Annotated in this window: 14 protein-coding genes and 1 pseudogene; 12 read left to right on the plus strand and 3 right to left on the minus strand. The window is 57.0% G+C overall.

Annotated features, from left to right (window positions below):
- The first annotated feature begins 4 nt into the window (after positions 1-4).
- The 11 genes from BLR72_RS22840 to BLR72_RS20630 all read left to right on the plus strand — a co-directional run bounded on the left by BLR72_RS22840 (position 5) and on the right by BLR72_RS20630 (position 10004).
- Entirely contained in the window at positions 5-742 is a 738-nt protein-coding gene (locus tag BLR72_RS22840) for a MotA/TolQ/ExbB proton channel family protein (protein ID WP_091951575.1), read from the plus strand.
- Between the two features lie 9 nt (positions 743-751).
- On the plus strand, positions 752-1171 hold the full coding sequence (locus BLR72_RS20585; protein WP_091951577.1) for an ExbD/TolR family protein: 420 nt from the start codon (positions 752-754) through the stop codon (positions 1169-1171).
- Positions 1168-3000, plus strand: coding sequence for an ABC transporter ATP-binding protein/permease (locus BLR72_RS20590; RefSeq protein ID WP_091951579.1), 1833 nt, complete (start codon positions 1168-1170; stop codon positions 2998-3000). Before BLR72_RS20585 ends, BLR72_RS20590 begins: the two co-directional genes overlap by 4 nt.
- Entirely contained in the window at positions 2993-3328 is a 336-nt protein-coding gene (trxA, locus tag BLR72_RS20595; protein ID WP_091951581.1) for a thioredoxin, read from the plus strand. The genes BLR72_RS20590 and trxA overlap by 8 nt, the downstream gene beginning before the upstream one ends.
- Complete coding sequence (locus tag BLR72_RS20600) at positions 3325-4254, plus strand: hypothetical protein (RefSeq protein ID WP_091951583.1); 930 nt, start codon at positions 3325-3327, stop codon at positions 4252-4254. Before trxA ends, BLR72_RS20600 begins: the two co-directional genes overlap by 4 nt.
- A gap of 268 nt (positions 4255-4522) precedes the next feature.
- Entirely contained in the window at positions 4523-4852 is a 330-nt protein-coding gene (locus BLR72_RS20605; protein WP_091951585.1) for a hypothetical protein, read from the plus strand.
- Between the two features lie 158 nt (positions 4853-5010).
- Entirely contained in the window at positions 5011-5793 is a 783-nt protein-coding gene (locus BLR72_RS20610) for a DeoR/GlpR family DNA-binding transcription regulator (RefSeq protein ID WP_091951588.1), read from the plus strand.
- Complete coding sequence (locus BLR72_RS20615; protein WP_091951590.1) at positions 5790-6872, plus strand: ABC transporter ATP-binding protein; 1083 nt, start codon at positions 5790-5792, stop codon at positions 6870-6872. Before BLR72_RS20610 ends, BLR72_RS20615 begins: the two co-directional genes overlap by 4 nt.
- Before the next feature lie 61 nt (positions 6873-6933).
- Positions 6934-8202, plus strand: a complete 1269-nt coding sequence (locus BLR72_RS20620) for an ABC transporter substrate-binding protein (RefSeq protein ID WP_091951592.1) — start codon at positions 6934-6936, stop codon at positions 8200-8202.
- Positions 8203-8274: 72 nt separating this feature from the next.
- Positions 8275-9168: a carbohydrate ABC transporter permease gene (locus tag BLR72_RS20625; protein WP_091951594.1), complete on the plus strand. Its 894-nt coding sequence runs from the start codon at positions 8275-8277 to the stop codon at positions 9166-9168.
- Positions 9165-10004: a carbohydrate ABC transporter permease gene (locus BLR72_RS20630; RefSeq protein WP_091951596.1), complete on the plus strand. Its 840-nt coding sequence runs from the start codon at positions 9165-9167 to the stop codon at positions 10002-10004. The genes BLR72_RS20625 and BLR72_RS20630 overlap by 4 nt, the downstream gene beginning before the upstream one ends.
- 53 nt (positions 10005-10057) lie before the next feature.
- Here the strand turns inward: BLR72_RS20630 and BLR72_RS20635 are convergent, their stop codons facing one another.
- Positions 10058-10678, minus strand: coding sequence for a Cap15 family cyclic dinucleotide receptor domain-containing protein (locus tag BLR72_RS20635; RefSeq protein ID WP_091951598.1), 621 nt, complete (start codon positions 10676-10678; stop codon positions 10058-10060).
- A gap of 395 nt (positions 10679-11073) precedes the next feature.
- On the opposite strand from BLR72_RS20635, the gene BLR72_RS20640 reads away from it, so the two are divergent.
- A complete protein-coding gene (locus BLR72_RS20640) occupies positions 11074-11451 on the plus strand; it encodes a hypothetical protein (protein WP_091951599.1) in 378 nt (125 codons plus the stop codon).
- Between the two features lie 292 nt (positions 11452-11743).
- On the opposite strand, the pseudogene BLR72_RS22765 reads toward BLR72_RS20640, so the two are convergent.
- A pseudogene (locus BLR72_RS22765) lies at positions 11744-11944 on the minus strand (hypothetical protein); the annotation flags it as partial.
- A gap of 97 nt (positions 11945-12041) precedes the next feature.
- The gene (locus BLR72_RS20650) at positions 12042-13136 is read right to left on the minus strand and encodes a porin (protein ID WP_091951690.1); all 1095 of its coding nucleotides are present in this window, start codon (positions 13134-13136) and stop codon (positions 12042-12044) included.
- Between the last annotated feature and the right edge of the window lie 6 nt (positions 13137-13142).

Below are 13142 nucleotides of genomic sequence, written 5' to 3' on the forward strand. Positions count from 1 at the left end.
TACCATGCAGGAATATGGCTTCGCGCATGTCTGGAACGAGGGTGATGACATCACACGCGCTATTGCGATCGTTCTATTGATCATGTCGGTTCTGTCGTGGGCCGTCATTTTATACAAGTTCGGCCAGCTCTTCGTATTGCGCAAGCGCGGCAAGGCCGCCGAGCGCTTTTGGCAGGCCGGCACCTTCGACGAAGCTCAACGCTGGCTCGGCAAATCTGCAAGCAATCCCTACGCGGCCCTTGTTGCTGCGGCGCGTGAAACGCAGGAAAGCGAGGCGCGCTCGCATCTGGCGGGTGCATTCGGCGCCGACGAGTGGCTCCGGCGCACCTTGATGGCGGTGCTCGACGAACAGATGGCACGACTGCAGAACGGTGTTGCAATTCTTGCTTCCGTCGGCAGCACCTCACCTTTCGTCGGTCTGTTTGGCACGGTCTGGGGCATCTACCATGCTTTGCTCGTCATTGGCTCAACCGGTCAATCGAGTATCGACAAAATTGCCGGCCCGGTGGGCGAGGCGCTGGTGATGACGGCGTTCGGACTGTTCGTCGCGATCCCGGCCGTGCTCAGCTTCAACATGATCGCCCGTGGCAACAAGGCAGTGGCACAGAAGCTCATGCGTTTCGCGCATGACCTTGAAGTTTATTTCATGACCGGTACCCGCCACAAGCCGCAGGCAGCCCAGCGCAAGCCACAGCAGGCGAGCGGGCCGGTGGTACCCATGCAGCGTCCGTCAGCAAAGTGAGGCAAGGCAATGGCTCTTTTGAACAATAGCGATGGCGAAATGATGAACGAGATTAACATGACGCCGCTTATCGACGTCATGCTCGTTTTGTTGATCGTCTTCATGGTGACGCTGCCCGTCATCCAGCATTCGGTGGATATCCAGCTTCCGCGCGAAACCACAAACCCGGTAGAACAACAGGCGGCGCCGATCTCCGTGGACATCACCGCCGATGGCACCATCGTGTGGGATGGGTTCCCGGTCGATCAGGCGGTTCTGCAGGAAAAGCTCGCCCAAACAGCCGCGAGAACGGATAGGCCGGCGCTGCAACTCTATGCCGACAAGGCATCGCGCTATGAAAGCGTTGCCGCGGTGCTTGCGGCCGCGCGTCGCGCCGGCCTTGCCAAAATCAACTTTGTTACCGAAGCGAAGCCGCAGGATCCGACATGAGCGATATGCCGGCAGGTGGTGCATACAAGGCCCAGCATGACAGCCAGGACTACAAGATGGGCCGCCTATTCTTCGCGCGGGCATGGCGGCTGTGCCGCCCATATTGGACCGGCAAGCATTCTTCTCAATCCTGGCTGACGGTCGGGTTTATGGTGGCGACCGTTTTTGGCTACGTCGCGACGGGGGGATGGCTGACTTTTGTAACCAGAGACATGACGAATGCCCTGGTTGCCAAGGATGTGCCGACATATGTCCCGCTGCTCGTGCTGACGTTGGCAATCAATGCCGGGCACTACGTATCGCAGGCGGGCACGATATACTGCATGGGTCGCGTAACACTGGGGTGGCGGCTATGGTTGGCCACTTACCTGACAGACCGCTATCTGGAGCGGCGCACCTACTACTCGATTACCCAGGACGGTTCGATCGATAATCCCGATCAGCGAATCCAACAGGAATCCAAGGTTTTTTGCGACATGATGGTGAAGGTACCGGTCATCTTCATATCGGCGGGACTCGATATCATCATGCAAGCGGCGATCATCGCCTCGATCTCGAACCTGCTCCTGGTTGCCGTGGCTTGCTTTGCAATTGTTCAATCGGTGATCATATTCAAATTGTTCCAGCCAACCATTCGCCAAAGTTTCGACGTCACCGTGGCCGAGGCAGATCTTCGCTATGGCCTGTTGCACGTGCGCGATCACGCTGAGACCGTGGCCTTCTATCGCGGGGAACCAAGCGAACGACACCAAATCCTCGAGCGCCTGAGAACCGCCATTTTGAAAGGTCTCGCCAAACTTGCCTACGAATTCTGGATGACGCTTGGCATTTCTGCGACAAAGGTGATCTGGTTGCTCATCCCCGTTATCTGCCTTCTGCCGTCCTATTTTGCCGGAAAGGTCGATTTCGGGACCATGACGCAAGCGTCGCTTGCGGCCGCCACCTTGCTGGGTGCACTCACCCTCATCGTCAACATTCTCCCCTCGTTTTCTGATTCCGTACCAAGCATGGTTCGCCTCGCCCAGATCGATGAAAAGTTCGAGTTGCTTGCCGAAAACCACAAGAAAGCGAGCGGGATGATCACCCATCTTCAGGGTCCAACGATCGCGATCGACCGGATGAGCTTGCGGGCCCCGGGGAGCGAGCGGCTTCTCATCCAAGACCTGTCACTCGGTATTGGCGAAGGGCGTCACCTGGCAATTGTCGGCATGACCGGCCTCGGCAAAAGCTCGCTGCTGCGGGCGATGGCCGGGCTTTGGAACGAAGGAGCCGGCTCCATAACGATGCCGCCGCTGGAACAGTTACTGTTTCTTCCGCAGCGCCCCTACATGTCGCTTGCAGATCTGCGTTCCCAGTTGATCTACCCTGCGACGGAATCTGATATTTCGGAAAGCGAACTGCAGGCTATACTTGAAGCGGTGCAACTTCCCGATCTTGCACAGCGTCATGGCGGTTTCAAAGCACAGCAGGATTGGGGCCGGATTCTCTCACTTGGTGAGCAGCAACGTATTGCGATCGCACGTGTTCTGGTCTCGCGTCCCCGCTATGTCTTTCTCGATGAAGCGACGAGTGCCGTCGATGTCTCAACCGAGCGCACGCTCTACACCGTTTTGAAGAATTCAGGGGCAACTCTCATCAGCGTTGGACATCGGCCTAGCCTGCTGCAATTCCACGTCGATGTTCTTCGCCTTCTGCCAGCCGGCGCATGGGAAATAATGCCTGTCGAGGCCTTGGCGCGTGATGAAGACGAAGCAAGAGAGATCGTGGCAGCGGGACCGGCAATGGACCGGCAAACGGCCAATTTTATGGAGATTTTGAACTGTGAGTGAATTGATCATCAACGCCAGCGACGCGACTTTTGAGACCGATGTCATGGAATCCGACATTCCGGTTCTTGTCGATTTCTGGGCGCCCTGGTGTGGGCCCTGTCGCGCGATCGCACCGCTTCTGGACGATCTTGCGACCGAGTATGCCGGACGCATCAAGATCGTGAAGATTAACATAGACGATCAACCAGCCACGACCGATCGCTTTGGTGTGCGATCCATACCGACGCTGCTGCTCGTAAAGAACGGCGAGATTGCACACCGAGATAATGCCATGACCCGAACGCGCCTGCGCGTCCTGTTCGACGACATCCTGGAGGATTCGTTGTGAACACGAATGCAATGAACTGCAGAACTTTGTCGTTTCATGGCGACGAGACGGTGAAGGAAGAATCCATCGCCCGTCTCGCCGAGGCGATCGTATCGTCGAAGGTGGGTGAAGCCTTAACTCCTTCGGCCTGGATGGCTGGTTCGAGCAACGATCCCACAGAGGTCTGTGGTTTTTCGGCTTCCTTCACGTCGGTGTTCGACGGTGCCGTTGCTAATTATGAAATGGCCGAATGGCACGTTAAGGACCGATCAGGAACGGCGAAACATTTTGCGCTCGAACTTGCAAAGGCAATCCCCGTCGGCATCGATCTTCACCCGGTGGTGGTGGACTGGTTTCAGTTGCTCCTGAACGACCCGGTACACGGTTTGGCCCGCTACATAAGTGCCGGCAACGCGCAGGATCTTTACACGCGCCTCGACGCGCTGCATCGCGCCGAGCGAAACGGTACCACCGTTGACACCGCCAGATGGAGGCAGCTTGGCCGCGACGTCGTCGCTGCCGTGGATGCGAGCAAGGCAGACGGAAGCACAACCTTGCACGTCGCTGCACTGGAAGCCATGGAATCGGGTGTGATGCCGCTATCAGAGATCTACAGTGATCTGTTGTTGTCCTTGTCGCACCGATTGAAAAATCTTGCTTTGGAGACCTCAGTTCCACCGCGGCAGTTTCCGGAGGCGGAACAGGCCCTTCTGGAGATTGGAGAGCGGCTTGCGGAAGAATGTGGCCCTGCACCGGCGCACGACGCACCTGACAGGCCCGAGTGGATGGCACGGGCGATGTCCTGGTATGAAGCCGAGAAGGCGAAGATCGGAACCCGGTATCCGGAATTTGGGTACTACGACAAAGTCAGGTCGGAGACGACCTCAGCGCTTGCCGTGTCGTATGCGGATCGCTTTCTCGCCCTGCTGCGCAGCAGCCAAGCATAATGGCTGGGGGGATTCTATCGCGGTAGAGCCCCAGTTGGCCTTTGCCGGCAATGTTTCCGCATAATATCAGCTGAAATAGCTGCCGAGGATATCGCAATGCCGCGACCAGTCGAATCGTGTTTCGTGTCCGCTCGAATAATTCGCGATCCGACCCGGCAGTCCGCTACCGCCGGCTTTTTCGCCCTGGAACAAATTGAATCGCGCAGCGTTTCATTCACGTATTTGAACCAGGCAATTTTCGACTGCCATTTTTGAGGAATTGAAATTGATGAAGAAGCTCTATTTCGCAACCGCTCTTCTCTCGCTTCTTGCTCCTGCTGCATATGCCCAAACCGTCGATCCTGTCATCGACGCCTGCAAATCCACGGGTTTGATCGCTCTCCAGCAGAAGTCGCCTGACATCACAGATCTTACGATCGATCTCGAAAGTGTCGCGGTATCGGCCACAACGGCGAAAATTGAAGACGTGCCGCTCAAGACGGTGGTCCTTGGCGAATCCTACGTCGTAAGGGGCGCGAAATCCGGAAAGCCGGATCGGTTTGTTTGCCTCGTGGGCGACAAAGGCAAAGTCCTTTTGACTTTCTTTACGTCCAAGTAAGGACGGGCGACTTTCGTCGCCAAGACAGGTCCTCGGCAGCTCGCGGAAAATCGAGCTGCCGAGGACTTTCACATGGATGACACAAAACTGCAATCTAACCGTCATTTAAGCGATATAACGAGTATCTGTGTTTCATATGAACATTTCGGATACGCATAATGAATATATCTGCGAGGCAGCAGGACATCGTCGAGCTTATACGACAACGCGGTTTCTTATCAGTCCAGGCCCTTGCCGATCATTTCATGGTCACGCCGCAGACGATAAGGCGCAACATCAACGAGCTGTGTGACGCCAATCTCTTGCGCAGAAGGCACGGCGGCGCGGAGTACATCGACGCTCCGTCGATCAATCTTTCCTATGATTCGCGCCGGATTCGCTATCCGGAAGAAAAAAGAGCGATCAGTCTCGTCGTGGCGAGCATGATCCCGAGCCGCTCCTCCGTATCGTTCGGTATCGGAACGACGCCGGAATTCGTGGCGCGGGCGATGCTCAACCACGAAGATCTGACCGTCATCACCAACAACGTCAATGTGGCGGTGACGCTGAGTGCAAATCCCTCGAACCGCATCATCATGCCGGGCGGCGTCATGCGCCTGCCTGACCTCGATTTTCTGGGACCGCATGTCGAGGAGATGTATCGCAACTACCGCGTGGACTTCGCGGTCTTCGGCGTCGGCGGCATCGATCCCGATGGCACTTTTGTCGATTTCGACCGTCCCGAGGTTTTGGTCCGTGCTGCGATGCTCCAGAACTGCCGGACGTCCATTCTGGTTGCGGATACAAGCAAGTTTGGTCGTCTGGCGCCGGCGCGCGGAGGGTCTCTCGCCGACCCCGACATGATCGTACTCAACGCATTGCCGGACGTCGCCGTTACTCCGCTCCTTGCTGACAGCACCATTGCGGCCAAACTCCGCCTAGCGAACGAAGGTTCGAAATGACCAGAGCGTCCTTCGTTCGCCTCAAGAACATCACCCGTAAGTTCGACACTGGCGGCGGCGTGGACAGCCTTTCGATCGATATCCTCGAAGGCGGGTTCACGGTCCTGCTCGGGCCATCGGGATGCGGAAAGTCGACGACGCTTCGACTGATTGCCGGGCTTGAGACGCCGGACAGCGGCCGTATCGAAATCGGCGGGCGCGATGTTACGGCGCTGGGTCCCTCTGAGCGCGGACTGACGATGGTATTTCAGTCTTATGCTCTATTTCCGCATCTCAATGTTGCCGAGAACATCATATTCGGCTTGCGCGTTCGGGGCATGGCCAGGAAGGAACGGGAAGCGCGCCTCGCCGAAGCCCTCGATCTGACAGGCCTGAACGGTTACGCCGACCGAAAGGCCGCCCAGTTGTCGGGCGGGCAGCGGCAACGCGTTGCTCTGGCGCGGGCCATCGTCGCCCGCCAGCCGCTTTGTCTGATGGACGAGCCGCTTTCCAATCTCGATGCCAAGCTCCGGCACTCCGTGCGCCAGGAAATACGCTCGCTACAGCGCCGGCTCGGCATGACGCTGATTTATGTTACGCATGACCAGACGGAAGCCATGGGCATGGCCGACCAGATCGTGCTTCTTAATCAGGGACGTGTCGAACATATGGGACCGCCAGCCGAGCTTTATGAGCGGCCGGCAAGCGCCTTTACCGCGAGTTTCATCGGCAGTCCGGCAATGACGCTGCTCCCCGCCGATATTCTGCCTTTCAACCTGCAGGCAGCGGGATGCTTGCCCGCCGGCCTCGACGCAAAATCTCTTCAGCTCGGCGTCAGGGCCGAAGATTTCATTCTCCTACCCGAGGGCAGCGGCCGACTTCCTGCCACGGTTGTCTTCAGCGAGTTTCTTGGCGCCGAAACCTACGTCTATCTCGCTGTCGACGGCGCCGAGCAAGTGATAGCGCGTCTGCCAGGCCGAAACGAGAAGGCACCGGGAACCCGCCTTTCGCTCAACTGGTCGCCCGCCTCCGCCAACTGGTTCGACCGCGAAAGTGGCCGATGCCTGCCAAATACACTCCAATTGGTCAGTCAGCCGTAAAACCGCTGCCTCCCAATCTGCGCGACTGCTTTCAATTAATCATTCAAAGAGGAAACTTTTCATGAGACATTTCACGACTGCTGCCCTTCTTTCGGCGACATTGTTGACGGCCACCGCCATGCCGGCCTTTTCGCAGACTGAACTGACCATGTATTACCCGATCGCCGTCGGTGGCCCGCTCACCAAGGTGGTTGACGGAATGATCGAAGGTTTCCAGAAGGAAAATCCGGAGATCAAGGTCAACGCCGTATATTCCGGCAATTATGACGATACGCGCGTTCGCGCCCTCTCCGCCATTCAGAGCGGCCAGCCGGCGCAGCTCTCGGTGCTTTTCTCGATCGATGCCTACGATCTGGTCGAGCAGGACCTGATCGTTCCGTTCGAAGATATCGTCAAGACGGACGACGAAAAGAAATGGCTGAACAGTTTCTATCCGGCATTGATGGCCAATGGCCGCGTCGAAGGCAAGACATGGGGCATCCCGTTCCAGCGTTCGACGATCGTCATGTTCTACAACAAGGACATGTTCCGCCAGGCTGGCCTCGACCCCGAGAAGGCGCCGAAGACCTGGGACGAAATGGTGACGGCGGCCAAGGCCCTGACCAAGGACGGGCATTACGGCCTCATGGTCCCGAGCACCGGCTATCCTTACTGGATGCTGCAGTGCTTCGCCATCGAGAACGGCAAGGAACTGATGAGCAAGGATGGCACGAAGGTCAGTTTCGATGATCCTGCCGTCGTCGAAGCGCTCGAATTCTGGCGTTCATTCTCGACCGAGAAGAAAATCTCGCCGGAAGGTCTCATCGAATGGGGCACACTGCGTCAGGCGTTCGTCCAGGGGCAGACCGCTATGATGTGGCATACGACGGGCAACCTTGCCGCGGTCAAGAAAGAGGCGAAATTCGATTTCGGCGTTGCCGAGCTCCCGGCCAACAAGCAGCCCGGCTCGCCGACCGGTGGCGGCAACTTCTACCTGTTCAAGAAGGCTTCCACGGAAGAACGCGCCGCCTCGCTCAAGTTGATCCGCTATCTGACCGCGCCGGAACGCGCCGCCCAGTGGTCGATCGAGACTGGCTATGTCGGCGTCAGCCCGGCTGCCTACGAGACGGAAAAGCTCAAGACCTATGGCAAGGAGTTTCCGCAGGCCTTGGTCGCCCGTGACCAGCTTAAGGTTGCAATTCCGGAGTTCTCCACCTGGAAGACGGCGCGCGTTCGCGAAGCCCTGAACAATGCCGTCCAGGCTGCCCTGACGGGCACGCAAAGCTCGGCCGACGCGTTGAAGGCAGCGCAGGCGACCGCCAACGACCTGCTCAAGCCTTACCAGAAGTAACCCATGCCAGGCTGGAACGGAGGGGTCCTTCCGTTCCAGCAACTTCAGACACTAGTACTCAAGAGCGGTCGCATGGATCAAATAGCCGTCTACCAAAAACGCAGGCAATCACTCTATGGATGGATGCTGGCGGCTCCCGCCCTGATCCTGCTCACGATCTTCGCATTCATTCCCACGATCACCACAGTGTGGTCGAGTTTCTTCTCGTCAGGAACGGCGAGGCTTCCGGCGGCATTCAATGGCCTCGACAATTATGCCGACTTAATCAATGACCCCACCTTCTGGACCGTCGTTCGCAACAATGCGGTCTATGCCGGGGTCACGATTCCCTTTTCGATCGCGATCGCCCTTGCCATGGCTCTCTGGGCCAATGCCAGTATTCCGCTGCGCGGTATCGTGCGGGGCGCCTATTTCACCCCGACCATGCTGCCGATGATCGCCGCCGCGAATATCTGGCTCTTCTTCTATACGCCGGGGCTAGGCGTGATTGACAGCATCGCGGGCTTGTTCGGCATCGCACCGACGAACTGGCTGGGCCAGCCGGGAACGGCGCTGTGGGCGGTAATCGTCGTCACGATCTGGAAGGAAGCCGGCTTCTTCATGATCTTCTATCTCGCCGCCCTGCAGACGATACCCCCCGATCTCAAGGAAGCCGCAGCCATCGAGGGCGCGGGCCGGATCACATACGCGCGGCGCGTGCTGTTTCCCCTTTTGATGCCGACGACCGCTTTCATCTTCATCAACGCGCTGATCAACTCGGTCAAACTGATCGACCATCTCTTCATTCTCACCAAGGGCGGACCGAACAACGCCACCAAGCTGGTGCTCTACTGGATTTGGGAAATGGCATTTGCCTATTTCGACCGTTCGCACGCAGCCGCCATGACGACCCTGGTTCTGCTCGCGCTTGGAGCAGTGGCGGTGTTTCAGTTCCGCGTCCTCGACCGCCGGATACATTACCGATGACCATCGCCGTTCCCACCGCCTGCCGTGGCCTGCGGCTCGACAGTCTGCTTGATGCGGCTGGGGCCTGGCTCCTGGCCCTGATATGGATCGCGCCGCTGCTTTTTGCTGTTTGGGCGTCGTTGATGCCCTCCGGCCATGCGCTCGATTTCAGCGGCAGCGTCGCGCCGACGCTGGACAATTATCAAAACGCCTGGAACGCCGCGCCCTGGGGGCTTTACTTCCGCAACACGCTGCTCCTGGTCAGCTTCACACTGGTCGGACAGCTTATCCTCTGCACCCTTGCCGGCTATGCATTCGCACGCTTCGAATTCGTCGGGCGGGAACTGGTTTTCATGCTCGTCCTCCTGCAGCTTTTCATCCTGCCGGAAGTACTTATCGTCGAAAACTATGCGATGATTTCGCGCCTGTCTCTCTTCGACACGATTGCAGGCATGGGCTTGCCGTACGTCGCCAGCGCCTTTGGCATCTTCCTTCTGCGCCAGGCGTTCAAATCGGTTCCGGTAGAACTCGAGGAAGCAGCGCGCATTGAAGGCTGCAGCTGGCTTGGCGTGCTCTGGCGAGTTTATGTTCCTGCCGCGAAGCCGGTTTACCTCGCCTATGCGCTGGTCTCGGTGGCGACGCACTGGAACAACTTCCTGTGGCCATTGATCGTCACCAATTCCGCCGAAACGCGGCCCGTTACTGTCGGTCTTTCGCTGTTTGGCGCACCAGAGAGCGGCGTTAACATCTCGACGATCAGCGCGGCTACGGTCATGGTCGTCGCTCCGCTGATGATCGCCTTCCTGATCTTTCAGAGACAATTCATCCAGGCATTTCTGCGCGCTGGCATTCGGTAGGCGAGGGCGGGCGCTGCGGCGCTGGCCGACGTCCTGCCGCGCCTCTGTTTCGATTAGCGCTGCCGGTTGAAGGACCGTGCGACGACGATCTCGCCGGTCGTCTTGCGCTCGGTATGATAGGTCCCCCGCAATTTGTTTCTATCTTCATCGAAGTAGAGATCGAGGTAGCATACGCCCTCATGCGGCATGCTGCGGCTGCGAAACTGCGCCTGGGGATCAGTATCGTAGATATACCAGATACGAAACTTGCCGATCTGGTAGAACGGCTTCAGGAAGCATTGCGTCGTTTGCGACTTTGTCTCTCCGGACTTGAACGTAACCGACGTGGAGAAGAATCCCTGCCGTATGGCAATCGCGACTGGAATAGGCGGCACCTGAATTCCAGTCGCCGGATCCGAATAGGTCGAGACCACTTGGCCGGTCCAAGTGCCATTGAGATCAGGGAAGGTGTGGCGCTGCAGCGAGGGAAGCCAATGCCAGGCAAGGCTCCAAATCAACTGCACGAGACCAGCAAGGATCGCCGCTGACGCCAGAAATACGAGCGACCAATTTTCAGGGGTCGCGGGCATGTCACCGAACACATATCCATATGCATACTGGGCAAGGTAGAAGCTCAGCACCACGCCAGCGAGAACCAGACCGAACTGATACTTCGTCGGAACAAGCCGCCACATCTACGCATCTCCCAAAGAAAAGGATTGGCCATGATGCCTCATGGCGCTGTGTCTGATGTCGCCGCTGGACGCTCTTCTTCATAGTCAAGTTTCATCAACAGCCCGGTCATCGATTCCCCCAAATCAGCCCCTCACAAACTCTATGGAGGACCGATAAATGACAAGGCCGTTTGTTGCGATCGGGCTTGATATAGAAAACGTCGTTACCAGTCGGTGTATTCGTTAAATTGGCACCGGTGTCGATAACGCGCCGGCGGAATTCGATATGTGAGAGCGGTTGATTTGGGGTACCCGGTAGAAACAGATAAATTTAACGGGTTTCAAGCGACGTCAACAACGACAATATTGACGGACCGCCTCGGCAATCTTGTTACGGTTACACCGGTGAGAATTAAATGAAGCTGATTCGGAGTGGACTTGAGAAAAAATATCGTGATGAACTTCAGAGCAGTCACCATGCGCTTTTCTACGACAGCGCTAATCGTCGTCTACTGAACTCAATTAGACGCGCGTTTCCGAAAATGTATTCGGCGTATGTCTTGGATTGGATACCAGAGCAAGGGGAGGACATCTTTACCGTTCTGGTCGATGACAACACTGTTGCTACGTTCGAACTGTCGAGATTGAATTGTGAATTGGCAGAAGCACAAAATGTTCGGATGACCAGAGACTATCAACGTGCTCTCAAGAAGCACAAAATGATCAAACTTCTGATCGCTCTGGAGTTGGCCGCAGAGAACGCTGAGAAGCATGATTGCAAAGCAAGAATTTAAGAAACTCTGCGGTCGCAGCGAGCGACAAGTGCGAAATGAAGTCCTGGCTCTCGTAAATAGGCTTGAGTGTACGATCGGCGTAATATTGAACATGTGAGTTCTCGCCGAAGTGCGGCGTTGGAGCAACGGCAGGCTAACGTCTTCATCTTGGCCTTGCCATGACCTTTTGGCGGAAGACTTCGGCAGGGGTCCGTCGCCCAGACATTTGCGCGGCGTCGCATTGAGATCGCAGCTGGTTCATGGGCGATTTCCTTAGTGCGATAAGCCATTGTCGTCGCTGCAAAGTCGCACTTCAAATTAGAACCCACTCGGCAACACACCTTTGCGGCATAAGGCGTATTATGGAACTAGCACCCCAGTCGGCCGCAAGGTCGCGTACGCCACTGCTATGCCTCACGATGCAGCGGAAACCGATATGAGTCGTCGCCGATTCTTCCTGCTGCGCGTGGCGCGCTGCTGGCCGATAGCGGCGGCAGTAGTTTGGAGCGCAAAGGAGTTGGTGCGCTAGCAGGCGCACCAACTGGTGCGAAACACAAAAGGCCCGCCAACCGGATAAACGGCGGCGGGCAAACAAACTATTTGATCTTTGCCTAGAAGTTACGCTGGAAGCGAATGATGCCGCCAAGTGCGTCATCCTCGCCGAAATCGCTCTCTGCCACTTCCTTTCGGTCGCCGCCGAACTTGGTGTAGTCGATTTCCGGCCTTATGAAGAAGCCCGGCACCAGTTCGTAGTTGACGTTGAGTGCGAGAGCCCAGGTGCCCTGCTCTTCATAGGCCGCCTGGCCGTTGATCGTCGCCTTGTCGGTAACCTTGATGGCAAAGCCACCCCAGCCGGCCCAGTCGCCTTCCCACAAGCCGTACCAGTTTTTGTTCTGATTGGTGATGAAAGAATCAGAATCATAGTCGGATTGATAGCCCGCCATGATCCAGGCCGATATTGCATCCGTCAGGCTCACGTCGAGCCGCGCCTTGACGCCGACGGCATCCTGCACGGAATCATAACCGACGACAGCACCAATCTGGCCCCAACCCTGTTGATATTTCACGCCGGCAAGGACATGCGGCATGTAATCATCGATGACGTAGTCATAACCGTTGAATACCATACCCTGTTCCGCGGCGACGACAGCGGAAAATCCGTTTCCACCCTTGAAGGTGTAACTGATCTGATTGCTGGAAATGCTGTCGGACCCATACTGGATCACGTCGTCCTGAATAATCGTTCCAGCATAGCCGAGCCAGGAGCCGAAGAGTACATCGTTGACGCCCATCTGGAACCCGCCCAGCTCGATAAACCCCTGATGTAGCGTACCTCCGGCGTCGTCGCTGTTTGTATTCTGGAAACGGGTATCAATAAATGACCGCAGCGTGCCAAGTTCTGTTTCGGAACGCGCGTCAAAACGAATTTCGGCGCGGGTGCGGACACGCCAGGTATCATTTCCGCCTGCACCAACGGGGCCACCGGTAAACACGTTGTCCCCGCCGGAAAACTCGAAGCGCAGGTAGCCGTTGACCTTTAGGCATGTTTCGGTTCCCGGGATATAGAAGAAGCCCGCCCCGTAGGCATCGCATACCCGGACATATTCAACAGGCTCGGGCTCGGCAACGACGACCGCATCCGCCGCATAGGCCGACGTCGTTATGAGGACTGCACCCGATATCAGAAAAAGCCTACGAATAGCCATGCGATC

The organism is Phyllobacterium sp. YR620, from assembly GCF_900104165.1.
Lineage (GTDB): Bacteria > Pseudomonadota > Alphaproteobacteria > Rhizobiales > Rhizobiaceae > Phyllobacterium > Phyllobacterium pellucidum.

Coding starts and splice junctions, on each gene's coding strand:
- BLR72_RS22840 (WP_091951575.1), top strand. CDS start 5: ATGCAGGAATATGGCTTCGCGCATGTCTGGAACGAGGGTGATGACATC.
- BLR72_RS20585 (WP_091951577.1), top strand. CDS start 752: ATGGCTCTTTTGAACAATAGCGATGGCGAAATGATGAACGAGATTAAC.
- BLR72_RS20590 (WP_091951579.1), top strand. CDS start 1,168: ATGAGCGATATGCCGGCAGGTGGTGCATACAAGGCCCAGCATGACAGC.
- BLR72_RS20605 (WP_091951585.1), top strand. CDS start 4,523: ATGAAGAAGCTCTATTTCGCAACCGCTCTTCTCTCGCTTCTTGCTCCT.
- BLR72_RS20610 (WP_091951588.1), top strand. CDS start 5,011: ATGAATATATCTGCGAGGCAGCAGGACATCGTCGAGCTTATACGACAA.
- BLR72_RS20615 (WP_091951590.1), top strand. CDS start 5,790: ATGACCAGAGCGTCCTTCGTTCGCCTCAAGAACATCACCCGTAAGTTC.
- BLR72_RS20620 (WP_091951592.1), top strand. CDS start 6,934: ATGAGACATTTCACGACTGCTGCCCTTCTTTCGGCGACATTGTTGACG.
- BLR72_RS20625 (WP_091951594.1), top strand. CDS start 8,275: ATGGATCAAATAGCCGTCTACCAAAAACGCAGGCAATCACTCTATGGA.
- BLR72_RS20630 (WP_091951596.1), top strand. CDS start 9,165: ATGACCATCGCCGTTCCCACCGCCTGCCGTGGCCTGCGGCTCGACAGT.
- BLR72_RS20635 (WP_091951598.1), bottom strand. CDS start 10,678: ATGTGGCGGCTTGTTCCGACGAAGTATCAGTTCGGTCTGGTTCTCGCT.
- BLR72_RS20640 (WP_091951599.1), top strand. CDS start 11,074: ATGAAGCTGATTCGGAGTGGACTTGAGAAAAAATATCGTGATGAACTT.
- BLR72_RS20650 (WP_091951690.1), bottom strand. CDS start 13,136: ATGGCTATTCGTAGGCTTTTTCTGATATCGGGTGCAGTCCTCATAACG.